The organism is Pseudomonas sp. MF08817 (assembly GCF_059862705.1).
The window spans coordinates 102,583-123,457 of the sequence record NZ_JCBCUY010000005.1; the positions used below are offsets into that span (position 1 = coordinate 102,583).

General features: G+C 64.4%; 18 protein-coding genes. 6 read left to right on the forward strand and 12 right to left on the reverse strand.

Features of this window, described 5'->3' with window-relative positions; all coding sequences use genetic code 11:
• Positions 1-28 precede the first annotated feature (28 nt).
• Together AC19YR_RS04880 and AC19YR_RS04885 are read left to right on the forward strand one after the other, a co-directional pair.
• Positions 29-1,408, forward strand: a complete 1,380-nt coding sequence (locus tag AC19YR_RS04880) for a DUF2868 domain-containing protein (protein WP_500597391.1) — start codon at positions 29-31, stop codon at positions 1,406-1,408.
• Positions 1,401-2,783, forward strand: a complete 1,383-nt coding sequence (locus AC19YR_RS04885) for a GTPase/DUF3482 domain-containing protein (protein ID WP_500597393.1) — start codon at positions 1,401-1,403, stop codon at positions 2,781-2,783. Before AC19YR_RS04880 ends, AC19YR_RS04885 begins: the two co-directional genes overlap by 8 nt.
• A 69-nt stretch (positions 2,784-2,852) precedes the next feature.
• Here the strand turns inward: AC19YR_RS04885 and AC19YR_RS04890 are convergent, their stop codons facing one another.
• From AC19YR_RS04890 to AC19YR_RS04910, 5 genes are all read right to left on the reverse strand, one after another.
• On the reverse strand, positions 2,853-3,878 hold the full coding sequence (locus AC19YR_RS04890) for a putative 2-aminoethylphosphonate ABC transporter substrate-binding protein (RefSeq protein ID WP_500597395.1): 1,026 nt from the start codon (positions 3,876-3,878) through the stop codon (positions 2,853-2,855).
• A gap of 32 nt (positions 3,879-3,910) precedes the next feature.
• On the reverse strand, positions 3,911-5,635 hold the full coding sequence (locus AC19YR_RS04895) for a putative 2-aminoethylphosphonate ABC transporter permease subunit (RefSeq protein WP_500597397.1): 1,725 nt from the start codon (positions 5,633-5,635) through the stop codon (positions 3,911-3,913).
• Positions 5,635-6,711: a putative 2-aminoethylphosphonate ABC transporter ATP-binding protein gene (locus AC19YR_RS04900; protein WP_095109139.1), complete on the reverse strand. Its 1,077-nt coding sequence runs from the start codon at positions 6,709-6,711 to the stop codon at positions 5,635-5,637. Before AC19YR_RS04900 ends, AC19YR_RS04895 begins: the two co-directional genes overlap by 1 nt.
• Before the next feature lie 114 nt (positions 6,712-6,825).
• On the reverse strand, positions 6,826-7,695 hold the full coding sequence (locus AC19YR_RS04905; protein ID WP_500597399.1) for a LysR family transcriptional regulator: 870 nt from the start codon (positions 7,693-7,695) through the stop codon (positions 6,826-6,828).
• Between the two features lie 15 nt (positions 7,696-7,710).
• Positions 7,711-9,936, reverse strand: a complete 2,226-nt coding sequence (locus AC19YR_RS04910; RefSeq protein ID WP_095109141.1) for a heavy metal translocating P-type ATPase — start codon at positions 9,934-9,936, stop codon at positions 7,711-7,713.
• A gap of 85 nt (positions 9,937-10,021) precedes the next feature.
• Here AC19YR_RS04910 and cadR point away from each other — a divergent pair, with 85 nt between their 5' ends.
• Positions 10,022-10,471 (forward strand): Cd(II)/Pb(II)-responsive transcriptional regulator, encoded by a 450-nt coding sequence (gene cadR, locus AC19YR_RS04915; RefSeq protein ID WP_095109142.1) that lies wholly within the window; start codon positions 10,022-10,024, stop codon positions 10,469-10,471.
• Between the two features lie 31 nt (positions 10,472-10,502).
• On the opposite strand, the gene AC19YR_RS04920 is transcribed toward cadR, so the two are convergent.
• The 3 genes from AC19YR_RS04920 to AC19YR_RS04930 all read right to left on the reverse strand — a co-directional run bounded on the left by AC19YR_RS04920 (position 10,503) and on the right by AC19YR_RS04930 (position 13,193).
• Positions 10,503-11,474 (reverse strand): thymidylate synthase, encoded by a 972-nt coding sequence (locus AC19YR_RS04920; protein WP_500597401.1) that lies wholly within the window; start codon positions 11,472-11,474, stop codon positions 10,503-10,505.
• Positions 11,475-11,522: 48 nt separating this feature from the next.
• Positions 11,523-12,335, reverse strand: coding sequence for a prolipoprotein diacylglyceryl transferase (lgt, locus tag AC19YR_RS04925; RefSeq protein ID WP_500597403.1), 813 nt, complete (start codon positions 12,333-12,335; stop codon positions 11,523-11,525).
• 75 nt (positions 12,336-12,410) lie between these two features.
• The gene (locus tag AC19YR_RS04930) at positions 12,411-13,193 is read right to left on the reverse strand and encodes a sulfite exporter TauE/SafE family protein (RefSeq protein WP_095109145.1); all 783 of its coding nucleotides are present in this window, start codon (positions 13,191-13,193) and stop codon (positions 12,411-12,413) included.
• Positions 13,194-13,304: 111 nt separating this feature from the next.
• Between AC19YR_RS04930 and AC19YR_RS04935 the strand changes: the two genes are divergently transcribed.
• Positions 13,305-14,051, forward strand: a complete 747-nt coding sequence (locus tag AC19YR_RS04935) for an NRDE family protein (RefSeq protein WP_095109146.1) — start codon at positions 13,305-13,307, stop codon at positions 14,049-14,051.
• A gap of 114 nt (positions 14,052-14,165) precedes the next feature.
• On the opposite strand, the gene ptsP is transcribed toward AC19YR_RS04935, so the two are convergent.
• Positions 14,166-16,445 (reverse strand): phosphoenolpyruvate--protein phosphotransferase, encoded by a 2,280-nt coding sequence (ptsP, locus tag AC19YR_RS04940; protein ID WP_500597405.1) that lies wholly within the window; start codon positions 16,443-16,445, stop codon positions 14,166-14,168.
• Between the two features lie 22 nt (positions 16,446-16,467).
• A complete protein-coding gene (locus AC19YR_RS04945; protein WP_095109148.1) occupies positions 16,468-16,947 on the reverse strand; it encodes an RNA pyrophosphohydrolase in 480 nt (159 codons plus the stop codon).
• Between the two features lie 143 nt (positions 16,948-17,090).
• Here AC19YR_RS04945 and AC19YR_RS04950 point away from each other — a divergent pair, with 143 nt between their 5' ends.
• Positions 17,091-17,747, forward strand: a complete 657-nt coding sequence (locus tag AC19YR_RS04950) for a histidinol-phosphatase (protein ID WP_500597407.1) — start codon at positions 17,091-17,093, stop codon at positions 17,745-17,747.
• A gap of 111 nt (positions 17,748-17,858) precedes the next feature.
• On the opposite strand, the gene AC19YR_RS04955 is transcribed toward AC19YR_RS04950, so the two are convergent.
• On the reverse strand, positions 17,859-18,287 hold the full coding sequence (locus AC19YR_RS04955; protein ID WP_095109150.1) for a DUF2269 family protein: 429 nt from the start codon (positions 18,285-18,287) through the stop codon (positions 17,859-17,861).
• Positions 18,288-18,327: 40 nt separating this feature from the next.
• Positions 18,328-19,842, reverse strand: coding sequence for a threonine ammonia-lyase, biosynthetic (ilvA, locus tag AC19YR_RS04960; protein WP_095109151.1), 1,515 nt, complete (start codon positions 19,840-19,842; stop codon positions 18,328-18,330).
• 183 nt (positions 19,843-20,025) lie between these two features.
• On the opposite strand from ilvA, the gene rpiA reads away from it, so the two are divergent.
• Positions 20,026-20,697, forward strand: coding sequence for a ribose-5-phosphate isomerase RpiA (gene rpiA / locus AC19YR_RS04965; protein ID WP_500597409.1), 672 nt, complete (start codon positions 20,026-20,028; stop codon positions 20,695-20,697).
• The last annotated feature ends 178 nt before the right edge of the window (positions 20,698-20,875 follow it).

Below are 20,875 nucleotides of genomic sequence, written 5' to 3' on the forward strand. Positions count from 1 at the left end.
AGCGCTCATTTGAGCGACGGTATCGTGCGTGACTGAACTGACTCCCCTGCACCACCTCTGGCTGACGGAAACCGTGCGCTTGCGCGAAGAACACGCCGGCGCCCTGGACGACCAGGAAGCCAACCGCCTCGCCCGCGCCGCCGGCGGCGACCTGGCGAGCCGCATCCAGCACCGCGCCCTGACCCTGGCCACCCGCGATGGCCTGCGCGAAGCCTTGGGCCACTGGCTGCAAGGCGCACGCCTGGCGGTATGGCTGCTGGCCGTGCTGGCCATCATCAGCGGCGCAGGCCTGGCCTTCGCCGCACTGGGCGACGGCCAGCGCCCGGTCAATGTGTTTTGGGCTCTAGGCAGCCTGCTGGGGTTGAACCTGATCCTGCTGCTGGGCTGGGCCTTGGGCCTGGCGTTTGCCGGTGAACACAGCGCCAGCCTGGGGCGGCTGTGGTTGTGGCTCAGCGAAAAACTGGCCCGCGACGCCAAGGCCGCGCAACTGGCCCCCGCCCTGCTGCTGATGCTGCAACGGCGCAAACTCAACCGCTGGGCCGTGGGCACCCTGGTCAATGGCCTGTGGCTGCTGGCGATGCTCAGTGCGGTGGCGATCCTGCTGGTGCTGCTGACCACCCACCGCTACAGCTTCTTCTGGGAAAGCACCCTGCTGGGCGCCGATGCCTTTGTCGACATGACCAACGCCCTCGCCGCCGCGCCACGGGCCATCGGTTTTGGCGTGCCGACCGTGGCCATGATCGAGGCCAGCACTCGCGATGTGTACAACACCGAACTGGTGCGGCAGATGTGGGCCACCTGGCTGGTGGGCGCGATGCTGATTTACGGCGTGCTGCCGCGCCTGCTGCTGATGCTGTTTTGCCGTTGGCGCTGGCGGCGCGGGCAAGCGGCCCTGGGCCTGGACCTCAACCTGCCCGGCTACGCCCAATTGCGTGAACGCCTGATGCCCAGCAGCGAACGCCTGGGAGTCAATGACGCCGCGCCAGCGCAGTTGCACCGCGTCGAAAGCGGTGCGGGTGTGCAGCACAGCGACGGCGCCCTGCTGGTGGCCATCGAACTGGACGACCAACACCCCTGGCCCCCGGCCCTGCCCAAGGGTGTGAAAGACGCTGGCATCCTCGACAGCCGCGAATCGCGCAACAAGCTGCTGGAACAACTGAGCCGCTTCCCGGCGGCGCGCCTGCTGATTGCCTGCGACCCACGGCGCTCGCCGGATCGCGGCAGCCTGGCACTGATCGCTGAACTGGCGCGCAGTGCAACCGCTACCCGCGTGTGGTTGCTCCAAGCGCCACCCGGCCAGGCCCTGGACGCCGAGCGCCTGGGCGACTGGCACAGCGCCCTGCGCCAACTGGAACTGCCGTTCGCCGATTGCGCCCCCATGAACTGGCTGGAGACAGGCCATGACTGAATCCGCCAAGCCGCTGAAACTGGCCGTGGTCGGCCACACCAACGTGGGCAAGACCTCCCTGCTGCGCACCCTGACCCGGGACGTGGGCTTTGGCGAGGTGTCCCACCGCCCCAGCACCACGCGCCACGTCGAAGGGGCGCGGCTGTCGGTGGACGGCGAGCCGCTGCTGGAGCTCTACGACACCCCTGGCCTGGAAGACGCCATCGCCCTGCTCGACTACCTCGAACGCCTGGAGCAACCGGGCGAGCGCCTCGACGGCCCAGCGCGGCTGGCGCGTTTTCTCGACGCCAGCGAAGCGCGCCAGCGCTTTGAACAGGAAGCCAAGGTGCTGCGCCAACTGCTGGCCTGCGACGCCGGGTTGTACGTGATCGACGCCCGCGAGCCGGTGCTGGCCAAGTACCGCGATGAGTTGCAAGTGCTGGCCAGTTGCGGCAAACCGCTGCTGCCAGTACTCAACTTCGTCAGCAGCGCCAACCACCGCGAGCCGGATTGGCGCGAAGCCCTGGCACGCCTGGGGCTGCACGCCCTGGTGCGCTTTGACAGCGTCGCCCCGCCCGAGGATGGCGAAAGGCGCCTGTATGAAAGCCTGGCGCTGCTGCTGGAAAGCGCCCGCGGCCAACTCGAACGCCTGATCGCCGACCAACAAGCCCAGCGCCACGCCCGGCAACAGAGCGCGGCGCGATTGATCGCCGAACTGCTGATCGACTGCGCGGCATGCCGGCGCAGCGTCAGCACCGAGGCCGGCGAAGAACAGCAAGCCGTCAGCCAACTGCACACGGCCATCCGCCAGCGCGAACAACGCTGCGTCGAGGCCCTGCTCAAGCTCTATGGTTTTCGCCCCCAGGACGCCGATGCGGGCGACCTGCCGCTGCTGGATGGGCGCTGGGGCGACGACTTGTTCAACCCCGAAACCCTCAAGCAACTGGGGGTGCGGGTCGGCGGTGGGATCGCCGCAGGCGCTGCGGCCGGCGCCGGGGTGGATTTACTGGTGGGCGGCCTGACCCTCGGTGCCGCCGCCCTGGCCGGCGCTATCGCCGGCGGCGCCCTGCAAACCGCGCGCGGCTACGGCAGCCGCTTGCTGGGTAAGCTCAAGGGCCAACGGGAATTGACCATCGACGACAGCGTGCTGCGCCTGCTGGCCCTGCGCCAACGCCAGTTGCTGCAGGCCCTCAACTTGCGCGGGCACGCGGCGATGGACAGCATCAAGGTCGCCGCGCCCCAGGACAAAACCTGGCGTGAAGGCAAACTGCCCGCGGCCCTGACCCGCGCCCGCGCGCACCCGCAATGGTCGTCCCTCAACCCCGGCGCCCGCCTGAGCCAGGCCCAACGCCAGGAAGAGGTGGAGGCCTTGAGCCACGTCCTCAACGACCTCTAGCCGCAGGCCATACAAACGAAAACGCTCCCGGGGCGACGGATGGCCCCGGGAGCGCGGTTAACCCATCATTTACTTGGCTACGACTTTCTCGGACTTGCCGTCATAACGCTTGCGCCACTCGGCAAGGATCACGTCGCGATTCTTCGAGGCCCAGGCAAAGTCATTCTTGATAAGGCGCTGCTCATAGTCGGCAGGCAACTCGGTCTGCGGCTTGGCGATGCCGGGCTGGGCGAGGACAGCGAAGTTCTCCTTGTACAACTCCATGGCCGCAGGGCTGGCGGAGAAGTCGGCGAGTTTTTTCGCTGCGGCCTCATGGGGCGTGCCCTTGATGACGGCGGTGGCTTCGATTTCCCAGCCCAGGCCTTCCTTGGGCAGCACGATATCCAGCGGCGCGCCCTGGCGCTTGAGCTGCACGGCGGGGTACTCGAAGGAAATGCCGATAGGGAACTCCCCCGCCGCCGCCAACTTGCACGGCTTGGAGCCGGAGTGCACGTATTGGCCGATGTTCTGGTGCAGGTCGTCCATGTACTGCCAGCCCTGCTTTTCACCGAAGGTTTGCAGCCAGGCGCTGACATCGAGGAAACCGGTGCCGGACGACGCCGGGTTCGGCATGACGATCTTGCCCTTGTACTCAGGCTTGGTCAGGTCCTGCCAGCTCACCGGTTTGCTCAGGCCCTGTTTTTCGGCCTCGACGGTGTTAAAGCAAATGGTCGCGGCCCACACGTCCATGCCCACCCAGGCCGGCGGGTTGGCGGCGTCGCGGTAGTTGCTGCCGATTTTGTCCAAGTCGTGCGGGGCGTAGTTTTGCAACATGCCCTGGGCATCGAGGATGGCCAGGCTCGACGCCGCCAGGCCCCACACCGCGTCAGCCTGGGGGCGGGCCTTTTCGGCCAGCAGCTTGGCGGTGATGATCCCGGTGGAATCACGCACCCATTTGATTTCCACGTCCGGGTTGGCCTGCTCGAAGGCCTGTTTGTAGGTCTTGAGTTGTTCGGCTTCCAGGGCGGTGTATACCGTCAACTCGGTTTTCGCCGCGAAGGCGTTCAGGCTGAAAGCGGTGAGAGCAGCAGCGGCCAGGGCCAGGGGCTTGAACATGAGCGTTTTCCTGTGTGAGTTAAGGGGCTGAATCATTGGCCGGGAGCGCTCTGGCGCCAGGCCTGGGAGCGGCGCAGCAAGCCGCGCGACGCCCAGGCCAGGAGCAGGGAAACGCTCGCCGAAGTGAACAGAATCAAGGTGGACATGGCCGCCGCGCCGCCGACGTTGCCGGCGTCGTCCATGTTCAGCACCGCCACGGCGGCGAGGATGGTGTCGGGGCTGTAGAGGAAAATCGCCGCCGACACGGTGGTCATGGCCGAGACGAACAGGTAGCGCACGATGTCCAGCAGGGCCGGCAGGCAAATCGGCACCGTGACCCGCACGTAGTGGCGATACAGCGGCGCCTTCAGCGACAGGGCGGCGGCCTCGAACTCCGCGTCGAGTTGGCGCAGGGCGGTGGTGGCGGTCATTTGCGCGGTGGTCAAATAGTGAGCAATGGTGCAGACCACTAGCAGGGTCATCGTCCCGTAGAACACATGCAGTGGGTTGCCGCTGAGGTTGAAGAAAAACACGTAGCCCAGGCCCAAGACCAAACCCGGCACCGCCATCGGTACGAAACTCAGCATGCGCAGCGTCAGGTTGAGGCCGCGCTGGCTGTGGGTTTTTTCCATCAGGTAGGCACCGGTGAAGATCAGCACGCTGCCGATCAGCGCCGTGCACAGGGCCATCTTCACGCTGTTGCCGTAGGCCAGCCAGCCGCCGCCCGCCGTGTCGTTGAACTGGTAGTGGTTGAGCGACAGCGACAGGTTGTACGGCCAGAACTTGACCAGCGACGAATACACCGCCATGCCAAACACCAGCAGCAACACCGCGCAGATCAACAGCACGATGGCCAGGTAGCAGCTGTCGCGCAGCCGCGACGGCGCCGGGGTGAACACCTGGGCGCGGCCGCTCATGGCATCGCCGTGCTGGCGCCGCAGCCAGGCGTCCACGGCGAAACTGAACAGCGCCGGCAGCAACAGCACCATGCCGATCAACGCACCGCGGCCAAATTGCTGCTGGCCCACTACCGCCTTATAGGCTTCCAGGGCCAGCACCTGGTAGTCGCCGCCGACCACCACCGGCACGCCAAAGTCAGTGATGGTCAGGGTGAACACCAGGCAGAACGCAGCGAACACGGCTTGCCGGGTGGCCGGCCAGGTGATGCTACGAAACGCCTTGGCCGGGCTGGCGCCCATGCTGGAGGCGGCGTCGAACAAGCGCGCATCGGCCAAGGACAGCGCCGACAACAGAATCATCAGCGCATGGGGAAAGGTGTAGATCGCCTCGCCGAGGACGATGCCCCAGAAACCGTAGATGTTGTCCGACAGCAACCCACGCAACAGGCCCTGGTTGCCGAACAGGTAGACCAGGGCAATGCCCGGCAGCATCGAGGGCGCCATTAGCGGCAGCAGCGATAGGCCGCGCCACAGGCCTTTTGCCGGGATCAGGGTGCGCTGCAAGGCGTAGGCAAACAGGTAGGCCAAAGGTACGACGATGGCCGCAACACTCAGCGAAACTTTCAGGCTATTGCCCAGCAACCAGTGGAAGTTGTCGCTGGTCAGCAGCTCCCGCGCGGCCACCAAGCCTCCGCCCTGGCCGTCTTCGGCGCTGAAACCGCGCCAGAAGATCGCCAGCAGCGGCATCAGCACCGCCACGCTCAGCAGGCACAACAGCAGCAGTTTGCCGCCAATCACGAAGACCCGGTCACCGAGTTCGGCGCGCGAAGCCTTGCGCACCTGCTTGTGCGCCAGCGCCAGGGTCATGGGTGTGCTCATCAGGCAAACACCTGCAGGCTGCGCGGCGGCAGGGCGACCATGATGTCCTGTGCGCCCAGGCGCGGCATGGCCTCGGGCGCCACTTCGGCGAGCAAGGCGTGGCCGGGCAAGTGGTTGAGTTCAAAACTCATGCGGCAGCGGTTACCCAAAAAGGTGATCTCGCGCACCTTGGCCGGGAACAGGTTTTCTTCGTGCACCAACGGGTTGACGCTGATCGCCTCGGGGCGGCAGAACAACCGCCCCGACGCTGCGCTGCCGGCATTGGCGGCCAGGCGCAGGCTCATGCCGCCCACCTGGGCGTGGCTCTGGCTGTGGCGCTGGAACGGTAGCCAGTTGCCCTGGCCGACGAATTCGGCGACGAAAGGCGTGGCCGGGTGATCGTAGATTTCCTGCGGGGTGGCGTATTGCTCGACCTTGCCGTGGTTCATCACGGCGATGCGGTCGGCCATCAACATGGCTTCGTCCTGGTTGTGGGTGACCATCAACGTGGTGATGCCCAGGCTGCGCTGCAATTGGCGCAATTCGGTGCACAAATGCTCGCGCACGCGGGCGTCGAGGGCCGACATCGGCTCGTCGAGCAGCAGCAACGAGGGTGCTGGCGCCAAGGCGCGGGCCAGGGCCACGCGCTGTTGCTGGCCGCCGGACAATTGGCCGGGGTACTTCTTTTCGCTGCCGGTCAGGCCCACCAGTTCCAGCATCTGTGCCACGCGCTTGCGCACCTCCTCCCGGCCGCTGCCGGCCAGGCCATAGGCGATGTTGGCTTCGACGCTGAGGTTGGGAAACAGGGCGTAGGACTGGAACAAAATCCCGTAGTCCCGCGCCTGCGGTGCCAGTCGGGAAACATCGCGATCACCCAGGTACAACTCGCCACGGTCCTGGCGCTCCAGGCCTGCGATGCAGCGTAGCAAGGTGGTCTTGCCACACCCGGATGGCCCGAGCAGGCACACCAACTCGCCGGCGGCGACGTCCAGCGACACGTTGTCCAGGGCGGTAAAGGCGCCGAAGCGTTTCTCGACACCGCGTACCTTCATCGGCGCACCGGGGTTGCTCAGGGGTATTGCGATCGCGTGGTTCATGGATGGGCCTCATCAAGCAGATGCAGGCCATCCTAGGGAAGCAATGCGTAGGTCTTGTGGCAGCGAGGAAAAAACTGCCGATAGTGGTATTGGGGGATTTGGGTAGAGGCGGGCTTAGCCTTCAACCGGCGCCATTTCCTGCGCCACGCCCAAAAATGCCGCCGGCAGCCGTGCGTTTTTGCGCTCTTTGAGGCAGTACAGGTACTCGGGCAACAGCGGTGCGTTTTCCAGGGTCAGCACCTTTAGCTGCGGGTCGTGGGGCACTTCCTGGCGGGCGATGATGCTGATGCCGATGTTGCGCAGCACCGCTTCGCGGATCGATTCGCGGCTGCCGATTTCCAGCAAGGGCCCGAAGGACACGCCCGCGCTCTTGAGCATGTGTTCGGTCAACTGCCGGGTGGTGGAGCCCGTTTCGCGCATCAGCAGCGTGTGCCCGTTCAGCGCACTGAGGGGGATGTGGTCGAACGCCGCCAACGGGTGGTTGCGGTGCACCGCCAGCACGAGAGGGTCCATGCCCAACACCCGGCGGATCAGGCGCGGGTCTTCCAGCAGTTGGGACGAGGCAGCGACGTCGACACGGTATTCCTCCAGGGCTTCAAGCACCTGCTGGGAATTGCCGATTTCCACCGACACCTCGACCTGGGGCAGGCGTTCGCGAAAGGTTTTCACCAGGTCGAGGATGTAATACGGCGCCGTCGCGGCAATGCGCAGGGAGCCCTGCACCTGCCCGGTGTTGCGCAGGAAGAACTCAATATCAGCCTCTTGCTGCAACAGCATCTTGACCATCGGCAGCAACCGCGCGCCGTCGTCGCTCAGGCTCAGGCGCCGGCCGCCGCGGTAGAACAACTCCACGCCGTATTGGCTTTCCAGGTGCCGAATCTGGGTCGTCACCGTGGGCTGGCTCAGGGCCAGTTTTTTCGCCGCCTGGGTGATGCTACCCAGGCGGGCAACCATGTAAAACGCCTTTAGCTCGGCACTCAGCACTGCACGCTCGCTTCTTTATTTGCGCACCAGGCGCAAGCCATTGAACACCACCAACAGGGCAACGCCCATGTCGGCAAACACAGCCATCCACATGGTGGCCATCCCGAAGAAGGTTACCGCAAGAAAGATCGCCTTGATGACCAGCGCCAGGGCGATGTTTTGCTTGAGCACCGTGGACGTCTGGCGCGACAGGCGAATGAAGGCGGGGATCTTGCGCAGATCGTCGTCCATTAGAGCGACATCGGCGGTTTCGATGGCGGTGTCGGTGCCGGCCGCGGCCATGGCGAAACCGATTTCGGAACGGGCCAGGGCCGGGGCGTCGTTGATGCCGTCGCCCACCATACCCACCCGATGGCCCTGGGCGTACAAGGCTTCGATGGCGCTGAGTTTGTCGGCCGGCAGCAGGTTGCCCTCGGCGCGGTCGATGCCCACTTGTGCGGCAATGGCTTGGGCGGTGTGGGGGTTGTCGCCGGTCAGCATGAGGGTCTTGATGCCCAGCTCATGCAGTTGCGCGATGGCTTCGCGGCTCGACGCCTTGACGGTGTCGGCCACCGCGAACAGGGCCAACGGGCCGCCCGAGTTGAGCAGCAGCACCACGGATTTGCCTTGTTTTTCCAGGGCGAACAAGCGCTCTTCCAACGCGGGGGAGCACAGGCCCAACTCCTCCACCAACCGGTGGTTGCCCAAGTGGTAGAGCTGGCCGCCGATTTCGCCGCTCACGCCGCGCCCGGCCAGGGCCGCAAAGTTATCCACCGTGTGCAGCGCGGTGTGGTTATCCACAGCCGCGTTGGCGATGGCCATTGACACCGGGTGGTCGGAGCGCGCCGCGAGGCTGGCGGCCAGGGCCACGGCTGTGCCTTCGGCCAAAGGGTCGAGCGCCACGAAATCGGTCTGTACCGGTTTGCCGTGGGTGATGGTGCCGGTCTTGTCCAGGGCCAGGTAGTCGAGTTTGTAGCCGCCCTCCAGGTACACGCCGCCCTTGACCAGAATGCCTTTGCGCGCCGCCGCCGCGAGGCCGCTGACGATGGTCACGGGGGTGGAAATCACCAGTGCACACGGGCACGCCACCACCAGCAGGACCAACGCGCGGTAGATCCAGTCGAACCACGCCGCGCCCATGAACAGCGGCGGGATCAGGGCCACGCCCAGGGCGAAGAGGAACACCACCGGGGTGTAGATTTTCGCGAAGCTGTCGACGAAACGCTGGGTCGGCGCCCGCGCGCCCTGGGCCTGTTCCACGGCGTGAATGATGCGCGCCAGGGTGGAATGGTTGGCGGCGGCGGTGACGCGGTACTCCAGCGAGCCTGACTGGTTGATGGTGCCCGCGAAGACTTTGTCGCCGAGGGTTTTCTCCACAGGCAGGCTTTCGCCGGTAATCGGCGCCTGGTCGATGGTGGAGTTGCCGGCGGTTACTTCGCCGTCCAGGCCCACGCGTTCGCCGGGGCGAACCCGCACGATGGCGTCCAGTTCAACGCTTTTCACTTCCCGTTCGGCCCAGGTTCCGTCGGCCTGGCGCACGGTCGCGGTCTCCGGGGCCATTTGCATCAGGCCACTGATGGCGTTGCGCGCGCGGTCCAGGGACTTGGCTTCGATCAGCTCGGCCACGGTGAACAGGAACATCACCATCGCCGCTTCCGGCCACTGGCCGATCAGCACCGCGCCGGTCACGGCGATACTCATCAGCGCGTTGATGTTGAGGTTGAAGTTCTTGATGGCGATCCAGCCCTTTTTATAGGTGCCAAGGCCACCACTGAGGATCGACACCAGAGCCACCAGCGCAACGACGACCGTGGGCGCTGCGTCGGTGAAGTGGATAACCTCGGCAGCCAGGGCCATGACCCCGGACAGGGCCAACGGCCACCAAGGTTTTTTCGCCGGGGCGGCCGGCGGGTGTTCAGCCTCGACGCCTGCCTCGAACGGGTCGGCCTGCATGCCCAAGGACGCGATGGCGTCGATGATCGGCGTCGTGGACGGCAGATCGTGGGTCACGCTCAACACCCGGTTAATCAGGTTGAATTCCAGTTGCTGCACGCCGGCCATTTTGCCGAGCTTGTTCTGGATCAGCGTCTGCTCGGTGGGGCAGTCCATGGCTTCGATGCGGAACGTGCTCAGGCGCCCATTGGCGCTGACCGCAGCGGTGATTTTCACCACGGCGGGCGCGGCTTTGCTTGAACAGCAGGAATGGCCGTGGTCGTGTTTTTCTTCAGTTTTGTGTTTGTGGATATGCAGGGAATCGCTCATCGCGGTGCTTCCAAGAATGTGCCTGTTGCCAAGTAAAGACCCTATAGCCACTATAGGGTCAAGCACCCTTTTGGAGACGCACCTGATGAAAATCGGCGAACTGGCCAAACTGACTGACTGCCCGGTGGAAACCATCCGCTATTACGAGCGCGAAGGCTTGTTGCCACCACCCGCGCGCAGCGAAGGCAACTATCGGCTGTACACCCAGGCCCACAGCGAGCGCCTGACGTTTATCCGTAACTGCCGCACGCTGGACATGACCCTGGAAGAAATCCGCAGCCTGCTGGTACTGCGCGACAGCCCGCAGGACCAGTGCGAGAACGTCAATGCCCTGGTGGACGAGCACATCCTCCACGTCAAGGCCCGCATCGATGGCCTGCTGGCCTTGCAGGTGCAATTGATCGACCTGCGCCAACGCTGCCACGAAGCGCCCGGCATCGAGCAATGCGGGATATTGCAGCGCCTGGAAGTCAGTGGCTCGGTGGTGACCAGCGAGGGTGAGCCTTCACATGTGGGCAGAAGCCACGGGCATTGACGGCTCAGCCCACAGTTTTTGAGGGAGGGGGTCAGACCGCCATCGGTGCGGTCATCGGCGCGTGGTGCTGGTAGCCCTCCAGCGAGAAGTCGCCGGGTTCGACCTGCTCCAGCCACTCGGGCTGGTAGACGCCGGTCTTGGCGAACTCCGGTACGCGGTCGGCGATCACCAGGCGCGGCATCGGGAACGGCTCGCGGGTGAGCTGTTCGTTGAGCATGTCCAGGTGGTTTTCGTAGACGTGGGCATCGCCAATGAAATAGGTGAACCAGCGCGGCGTGTAGCCGGTGAGGCGGCCGATCAGGCTCAGCAGCGCGGCGCCTTCGGTGAGGTTGAACGGCGTGCCCAGGCCCAGGTCGTTGGAGCGGATGTAGAGGGTCAGGGAGATTTCCCGGGTTTCGACGTTGGGGTGGAACTGGTACAGCAAGTGGCACGGCGGCAGGGCCATTTCATCGAGTTGGGCGCAGTTCCAGCCGTGGAACAGAATGCGGCGGCTGCCCGGGTCGTTGATGATGGTGTCCACGCACTGGCGCACCTGGTCGATGGCCTTGTAGAGCACCACATAGGCCTGGCCGTTTTCCTCGCCTTCGGCGATCTGGCGGTAGCCTTGCTGGAGCGCCTGCTCGATGGCGGCGGCGTTGCTGCGCGGGACTTGCTTGTACGCCGGCCACTTGCGCCATTGCACGCCGTAGATCTCGCCCAGGTCGTCGTCGCCCTGGCGGAACGGGTTGGCCAGCCACTGGGTGTTTTCGTTGGCGTTCTGATCCCAGACCTTGCAGCCCAGGGCGCGGAACTCGGCGGCGTTGTTCACCCCGCGCAAAAAGCCGCACATCTCGCCGATGGCGGACTTGAACGCCATGCGCCGCGTGGTGATCGCCGGAAAACCTTCCTTGAGGTCATAGCGCAGCATCGCGCCGGGAACGCTGATGGTGTTCACGCCGGTACGGTTGGCCTGTTTGGTGCCGTTCTTGATGACGTGGGCGACCAGATCGAGATATTGCTTCATGAATTACCTGTGTCCTTGAACGCAGGGCTGGCGCCCTGCGCTGCGAATTTAAAGCGCGGCGTTCTTGGCCGCTGGTGCGCGGTGGTAGGCCAGCCAGATCAAGGCCAGGCCGCCGACGATCATCGGCAGGCAGAGCACCTGGCCCATGGTCAGCCAGTCCCACGCGAGGTAGCCGAGCTGGGCATCCGGCACACGCACGAACTCGACGATGAACCGGAAGAGGCCGTAGAACAGCGCGAACATGCCGGAGACCACCATGGTCGGCCGTGGCTTACGCGAGAACAGCCAGAGGATGGCGAACAATGCCACGCCTTCGAGGGCGAACTGATAGAGCTGCGACGGATGGCGCGCCAGTTGCGAGGGGTCGCTGTAGGGCGGGAACACCATCGCCCACGGCACGTCGGTGGGCTTGCCCCACAACTCGGCGTTGATGAAGTTGCCGATGCGCCCGGCGCCCAGGCCGATGGGCACCATGGGTGCGACAAAATCCATCAGCTCGAAGAACGACTTGCCGTTGCGTTTACCGAACCACAGCGCCGCCAGCATCACGCCGATAAAGCCACCGTGGAACGACATGCCGCCCTTCCACACTTCGAAAATCAGCAGCGGGTTGGCCAGGTAGGCGCTCAGGTCGTAGAACAGCACGTAGCCCAGGCGCCCGCCGACAATCACGCCCATGGACATCCAGAACACCATGTCCGAGAGTTTTTCCTTGCTCCAGGTCGGGTCGAAACGGTTCAACCGGCGGGAGGCCAGCAACCATGCGCCGCCGATGCCGATCAGGTACATCAGGCCGTACCAGTGGATTTTCAGCGGGCCGATGGCCAGGGCCACCGGGTCAATCTGCGGGTAAGGCAGCATTGCGACTCCTCGTCAGTTTTCAACAGTCCGCCGGGACCATGCCCGGGCGGGATTAAGCCAGCATTGCGTTGCAGGTCAGATCAGGAAACTCAGACCCACGCAGAACAGCAAAGCGGCGAACAAGCGCTTGAGCAAACGCGGCGACAGCTTGTGGGCCAGGCGCGCGCCATAACGGGCGAAAAACATGCTGGTCAAAGCGATCCCCAGCAGCGCCGGCAAGTACACGAAACCCAGGCTCTGGGCCGGCAGGTGCGGGTCGTTCCAGCCCAGCACCATGAAACTCAGGGCGCTGGCCAGGGCAATCGGCAAGCCGCACGCCGAAGACGTGGCCACGGCTTGTTGCATCGGCACACTGCGCCAGGTCAGGAACGGTACGGTCAACGAACCGCCGCCGATGCCGAAAATCGCCGAGGCCCAGCCAATCACCGAGCCGGCCAGGGTCAGACCGACTTTACCCGGCACCGTTCGGCTGGCCTTGGGCTTGAGCTCCAGGGCCATCTGCACGGCGATCACCAGGGCGAACACGCCGATGATTTTTTGCAGGTTGGGGCCGGAGATCGCTTCAGCGGTGAGGGCGCCAAAACCGGCGCCGATCAGGATGCCCAGGGTCATCCACACAAAGATCGGCCAGCGCACCGCGCCTTTGCGCTGGTGTTCACGCACGGCGTTGATCGAGGTGAAGATGATGGTCGCCAGGGAGGTGCCCACCGCCAGGTGAGTGAGGATCGAGGCGTCGAAGCCTTGCAGGGTGAAGCTGAACACCAGCACCGGAACGATGATGATCCCGCCGCCCACGCCAAACAGCCCGGCCAGCACGCCGGCACAGGCGCCCAGCAGCAGATAGAGGAGAAATTCCATGGTCGCACCCCGTAATAAGTGCGGCATGGTAACGGATGCATGGCCTGCGGCGGAACTGGATGAGCCAGGTTTGTCTGCGTAGAGTGGGCAAAAAACACAAGGGACAACCTTATGTGCCTGATCGTATTTGCCTGGCGTCCCGGCCACGCGCAGCCTTTGGTCGTTGCGGCCAACCGCGATGAATTCTATGCCCGCCCGAGCCTGCCGCTGGCGCAATGGCCGGAAAACCCGCAGATCTACGCCGGCCGCGACCTGGAGGCGGGTGGCACCTGGCTGGGCATTGGCGCCGACGGGCGCTTCGCCGCGCTGACCAATATCCGCAACCCCCACCAACCACCGGCGCGCAAGTCGCGGGGCGAGCTGGTGGCGCGGTTTCTCGATGGAAAGATCCCGATTGATGATTATTTGACCGATGTGGCCGGGCGCTCCATCGAGTACGCGGGATTCAACCTGCTGATCGGCACCGCGCAGCAGCTGTGGTACTACAACGCCCTGACGACAGCGCCCGTGCAGGTGCAGGCAGGCGTCTACGGGCTGTCCAACGCCGGGCTCGATACACCGTGGCCGAAACTGCTCAAGGCCCGGGCGGCCCTGGGCGAAGTGCTCCACGACCCGCAACCGCAAGCCCTACTGGCGTTGCTGGGAGATAACCAGGTCGCGCCGTTCGCCGACCTGCCGGACACCGGCGTGGGCCTGGCCACCGAGACGCTGCTCTCGAGCGTGTTTATCGCCAGCCCCAGCTACGGCACGCGGGCGAGCACTGCGCTGATCGTCCACGCCGATGGCACGCGGCACTTGGTGGAGCGCAGCTTCGGGCCCTATGGCGGGCATCTGGGGGAGGTAGAGATAAAGGCCTGACAACGCGTAGGCAAACCTGTGGGAGCGGGCCCGCCCGCGATGGCGGCGGTACATTCAAAACCGCTATCGCGGGCAAGCCCGCTCCCACTGGCGTTGAGGGGCCGTCAACCGGTGTCAGAGGCCCTTGGCCGAGGCCGGGTTTATCATCCGCGTCAGCCCGAGGTTTTTCAGGGCCAGTTGCAGAGAGCTGTGGATAACCTGCGGGTTGTCGATGGTCATCAACTCGGCCAGCAGGTCCTTGGCCATGCTCAGGTTGATCTGGCGCAGCATCCATTTCACTTTCGGCAGGTTGGTGGCGTTCATCGACAGGCTGTCGAAACCCATGGCCATCAACAGCACCGCCGCCGCCGGGTCGCCGGCCATTTCGCCGCAGATACTCACCGGTTTGCCTTCGGCATGGGCGTCGCGCACCACGTTTTGCAGGGCTTGCAGCACGGCCGGGTGCAGGTAGTCGTAGAGGTCGGCCACCCGCGGGTTGTTACGGTCCACGGCCAGCAGGTATTGGGTCAGGTCGTTGGAGCCGACCGAGAGGAAGTCCACCTGGCGCGCCAGTTCGCGGGTCTGGTACACCGCTGCGGGGATTTCGATCATCACGCCAATCGGCGGCATCGGCACGTCGGTGCCTTCGTCACGCACTTCGCCCCAGGCACGGTGGATCAAGTGCAGGGCTTCTTCGAGTTCGTGGGTGCCGGAGATCATCGGCAGGAGAATGCGCAGGTTGTTCAACCCTTCGCTGGCCTTGAGCATGGCGCGGGTCTGGACGAGGAAGATTTCAGGGTGGTCGAGGGTAACGCGGATCCCGCGCCAGCCAAGGAACGGGTTGTCTTCTTTGATCGGGAAGTAGGACAGTGACTTATCGCCGCCGATATCTAGGCTGCGCATCGTCACCGGTTGCGGATGGAAGGCGGCGAGTTGCTCGCGATAGATCGCAAGCTGCTCCTTTTCGCTGGGGAAGCGCTGGTTAATCATGAACGGCACTTCGGTGCGGTACAGGCCCACGCCCTCTGCGCCACGCTTCTGCGCCCGCGCCACATCGGCCAGCAGGCCGGTGTTGACCCACAACGGCATGCGGTGGCCATCCACCGTCACGCACGGCAAATCGCGCAAGGCATCGAGCCCCTGCGCCAGTTGCCGCTCTTCTTCCACCACATCGGCAAACTGTTTGCGCAGCACCTCGCTGGGGTTGGTGTAGACCTCGCCGTGGTAGCCGTCGACGATCATCTGGATGCCGTCGACCTTGGAATACGGCAGGTCCACCAGGCCCATCACGGTCGGGATACCCATGGCGCGGGCCAGGATCGCGACGTGGGAGTTGCCCGAGCCAAGCACCGAAACCAGCCCCACCAGCTTGCCTTCCGGCACCTCGCCGAGCATGGCCGGCGTCAGTTCTTCGCTGATGAGAATGGTGTTGTCGGGGTAGACCAGGGTTTGCTGGCGTTCTTCCTGCAAATAGGCCAGCAGGCGCCGGCCCAGGTCCTTGACGTCCGAGGCGCGCTCGCGCAGGTAGGCGTCGTCCATCAATTCAAAGCGGTTGACGTGGTCGGTGACCACTTGGCGCAGAGCGCCCTGGGCCCACTGGCCGGTCTTGATGACGGTGGTCACCTCGCTGCCCAGGGAGGCGTCGTCGAGCATCATCAGGTAGACGTCGAACAACGCGCGCTCTTCGGGGCGCAACTGGGTCGCGAGCTTGGCCGAGAGGGCGCGCATGTCGGCGCGCACGCCTTCGATGGCGGTCTTGAACAAGCCCAGTTCGGCGTCGATATCGGTGATGGTCTTGTCGGGCACTACGTCCAGGTCGGCCGGCGGCAGCATGACCACCGCGGTACCGACCGCCGCGCCCGGCGAACCCGGCACGCCGACGAACTTGGCTTCTTGGATGCCCTTGCCCTGGCGCCCCAGGCCGCGGATCGAACCCGTGGCCTCGGCGTGGGCGATAACCCCGGCCAGTTGCGCGCTCATGGTCACCAGGAAGGCTTCTTCGCCTTCATCGAACTGGCGCCGTTCTTTTTGCTGGATGACCAACACGCCGACAACGCGGCGGTGGTGAATGATCGGTGCGCCGAGGAAGGAGGCGTAGCGCTCTTCGCCGGTTTCGGCAAAGTAGCGGTAGCGTGGGTGGTCAGCGGCGTTTTCCAGGTTCAGGGGTTCTTCGCGCGTGCCGACCAGGCCGACCAGACCTTCGTTGGGCGCCATGCTGACCTTGCCGATGGAACGCTTGTTCAAGCCCTCCGTGGCCATCAGTACGAAGCGGTTGGTCTCCGGGTCCAGCAGGTACACCGAGCAGACCTGGCTGCCCATGGCTTCCTTGACGCGCAACACAATAATCCCCAACGCCGCCTTGAGATCCTTGGCGGAGTTAACTTCCTGGACGATCTTGCGCAGCGTATTGAGCATGGCTCGGGGTCGAACTCCGTCGTCAGTCGCGCGCTAGCAGGCGCGGGGCAAGCTCTTTGAGAGCGCGTCGATACACCTCGCGCTTGAATGTCACCACCTGGCCCAACGGATACCAATAACTGACCCAGCGCCAGCCATCGAACTCCGGTTTACCGGTCAAATCCATCCGCACCCGCTGCTCGTTGGAGACCAGGCGCAGGAGAAACCACTTCTGTTTCTGGCCAATGCACAGCGGTTGGCTGTGGGTGCGTACCAGACGCTGCGGCAAACGATAACGCAACCAGCCCCGGGTGCAGGCCAGAATTTGCACATCTTCGCGTTCCAGGCCAACTTCTTCGTTCAACTCGCGGTACAAGGCGTCTTCTGGCGTCTCTTCGGGGTTGATCCCCCCTTGTGGAAACTGCCAGGCATCCTGATTGATACGACGAGCCCATAGCACCTGCCCAGCATCATTCGTAAGAATGATCCCCACATTGGGGCGGAAACCATCGGGATCGATCACGGCAACAACCTCGCAGACGCATGTCGCCGCATTGTTCCACAAAGGTTGTTAAAGCAGCAACGAGACGTCCTACCTTATGTGCACTCTTGTGAAAAGACCGTATTCTTGACGCCTTTTTACAGACTTTTCAGCGAGTAACTGCAATGCGCCTGGCTTTATTCGACTTAGACAACACTCTCCTGGGTGGCGACAGTGACCACGCCTGGGGCGATTACCTGTGCGAACGCGGCATCCTCGATACCGTCACCTACAAGACCCGCAACGACGAGTTCTACCAGGATTACCTGGCCGGCAAGCTGGACAACACCGCTTACCTGAACTTCTGCCTGGAAATCCTCGGGCGCACCGAAATGGCCCAGTTGGATGAGTGGCATCGCGACTACATGCGCGACTGCATCGAGCCGATCATTCTGCCCAAAGCCCTGGAACTGCTGGCCCGGCACCGCGACGCCGGCGACACGCTGCTTATCATTACCGCCACCAATCGTTTCGTCACCGCGCCAATTGCCGCACGCCTGGGCGTGGAGCACCTGATCGCCACCGAGTGCGAAATGATCGACGGCCGCTACAGCGGGCGCACCACAGACGTGGCGTGTTTTCGCGAAGGCAAGGTCACGCGCCTCAAGCGCTGGCTGGAAGAAAGCGGGCACTCGCTGGACGGCAGCTACTTCTATAGCGACTCGATGAACGACCTTGCGCTGCTGGAGCAAGTGGCCAACCCGGTGGCAGTGGACCCGGACCCGAACCTGCGGGCCGAAGCCTCGAAGCGCGGTTGGCCGGTGATTTCGCTGCGCGGTTGAGATCGCTATCGCGAGCAGGTTCGCCCCCACAAACAAGCCACCTAGCCCCTGCGGGAGCTGGCCGGGCGGCGCTCCGCTTGCCTGCGATCGGGGCCGGCTCAGTTCCGGCCCCTAAACCGGCTTGGCCCCCATCAACCCCGCAATGGCGATCACGCAGACGAAACCAAACAGCGCCAACGCCAAGCTGAACGTGCCATTGCTGCCGTTCGGCGCCGTGCGCAGGCGATTGAGCCGCGCCACCAGCCAGAACCAACTCAGTGCGGCGAGGGTGTAGAGCACGCTGGAGGCCAGAATCCAGGTCTGCCCCAGCGGCCAGCCGATCAGGTGCGCCAGCCACCAGCCGCTGAACGGCAGGCTGGCCAGGCAAATGCCCATCAGCAACCAGACAAACACACGCGGGCGCTGCAAGGTGCGAGTGTGGGCCAGGGCATCGCCATTGCGGCGGGTGCGCCAGACCCAGATCGCCAGGCCCAGCGCGCTGAGCAGCAGCAACACGGTGGCGGCGACGTGGACGATTTTGAGTGTGGTCAGGGTTTCCATTGATTCAGTTCCTTGAGGCCGTGCCCCAGAGCGTAGCCGTTCAACCGAGGAACAGCTGATAGGCCGGGTTGTCACTTTCATCCCAGTACGGGTAACCGATATCGGCCAGCGCCGCCGGGACCAGGTGACGCTCGTCGGCCGGCACTTGCAGGCCTGCGACCACGCGGCCATCGGCTGCGCCGTGGTTGCGATAGTGGAACATCGAGATGTTCCAGCGCCCGCCCAGCTTGTGCAGGAAGTTGAACAACGCCCCCGGCCGCTCGGGGAACTCGAAGCGGAACACCAACTCATCGCTGACCCGCGCCGCGTGGCCGCCAACCATATGGCGGATGTGCAACTTGGCCAGTTCGTTGTCGGTCAGGTCCAGCACCGGGAAACCCTGCTCAGTGAGGCTGGCCAGCAGTGCGCTGCGCGGGTCGGTGTCGGGGTGGGTCTGCACGCCCACGAAGATGTGGGCTTCGCTGCCGGTGTTGTAGCGGTAGTTGAATTCGGTGATCTGGCGCTTGCCGACCGCTTCGCAGAACGCTTTGAAGCTGCCCGGTTGCTCCGGGATGGTCACGGCGATGATGGCTTCACGGCCCTCGCCCAATTCGGCGCGCTCGGCCACATGGCGCAAGCGGTCGAAGTTGACATTGGCGCCCGAGTCGATGGCCACTAGGGTCTGGCCGCTGATGCCGCGCGACTCCACGTATTTCTTGATCCCCGCCACGCCCAGGGCGCCGGCAGGTTCGGTGATTGAGCGGGTATCGTCGTAGATATCCTTGATCGCCGCGCAGATCTCGTCGGTGCTGACGGTAATCACTTCATCGACGTAATCCTTGCAGATATCGAAGGTGTACTGGCCGATCTGCGCCACCGCCACGCCATCGGCGAAGATGCCCACGGTGGGCAGCACCACGCGCTCGCCCGCCGCCAGGGCGGCTTGCAGGCAGTTGGAGTCATCCGGCTCGACGCCGATGATGCGGATTTCCGGGCGCAGGTACTTCACGTAGGCCGCGATCCCAGCGATCAAACCGCCGCCGCCCACCGGGACGAAAATCGCGTCCAACGGCCCCGGGTGCTGGCGCAGGATCTCCATGGCCACGGTGCCCTGCCCGGCAATGGTGTGCGGGTCGTCGTAGGGGTGGATATAGACGTAGCCTTTTTCGTCCACCAATTTGAGCGAGTAGGCCAGGGCTTCGGGGAAGGAATCCCCGTGCAGCACCACTTTGCCGCCGCGCGAGCGCACGCCTTCAACCTTGATTTCCGGGGTGGTCTTGGGCATCACGATGGTCGCCTTGACCCCCAGCACCTTGGCCGCCAGGGCCAGGCCTTGGGCATGGTTGCCCGCCGACGCCGTGACCACGCCGCGCTGGCGTTCCTGCTCGCTGAGCTGGGTCAGTTTGTTGTAAGCGCCGCGGATCTTGAACGAGAACACCGGTTGCAAGTCTTCGCGCTTGAGCCAGACCTGGTTACCCAAGCGCTCGGAGAGCTGGCGGGCAGCCTGCAACGGGGTTTCTACGGCAACGTCATAAACGCGCGAGGTGAGGATCTTCTTGACGTACTGTTCGAGCATCGGAAAGCATCACTGGGCGGGTTGGGCAGGGTCACGGAGTCTAACCCAGCGTTTGGCCGGGCGACCACACGATTCCCACGGTTTAATTGCCCCCCATTGGCCACATTGCCCATGACCTGCACAGTGCCGGCGCCTATAATGCCGGCCTTTGTGCTACCCCCCTCGCCCGCTTCCGGAGCCCGCATGACCCAGGATCAACTCAAACAGGCAGTGGCCCAGGCCGCCGTCGATTTCATCCTTCCCAAACTCGACGACAAAAGCGTCGTCGGGGTCGGCACCGGCTCCACCGCCAACTGCTTCATCGACGCCCTGGCCCTGCACAAGGGCGCGTTCGACGGTGCGGTCGCCAGCTCCGAAGCCACCGCCGCGCGCCTCAAGGCCCACGGCATCCCGGTGTACGAACTCAACACAGTCAGTGACCTGGAGTTCTACGTCGATGGCGCCGATGAAAGCGACGCGCACCTGAACCTCATCAAGGGCGGCGGCGCAGCCCTGACCCGCGAGAAGATCGTCGCCGCCGTGGCCAAGACCTTCATCTGCATCGCCGACGCCAGCAAACTGGTGCCGGTGCTGGGCGAGTTCCCGCTGCCGGTGGAAGTCATCCCCATGGCCCGCAGCCACGTTGCCCGCGAGTTGGTGAAACTGGGCGGCGACCCGGTGTACCGCGAAGGCGTGCTGACGGACAACGGCAACATCATCCTCGACGTGTTCAACATGCAGATCACCAACCCGGTGGAACTGGAACGCCAGATCAACGCCATCGTCGGCGTCGTCACCAATGGCCTGTTCGCCGCCCGCCCCGCCGACCTGCTGCTGCTGGGCACCGCTGAAGGGGTGAAAACCCTCAAGGCTTGATGCCTGGGGTTTGGCCTCTCTCTGTGGGAGCGGGCCTGCCCGCGATAGCGAACTTTCAGCCACTGGATTAGGCCGCTGATACACCGCTATCGCGGGCAAGCGGCGCGCCGCCCGGCCCGCTCCCACCCTGTTCGCTGTACTTGCGCCCCCACCAAAATGCTACTTTTCGCAGCACTTC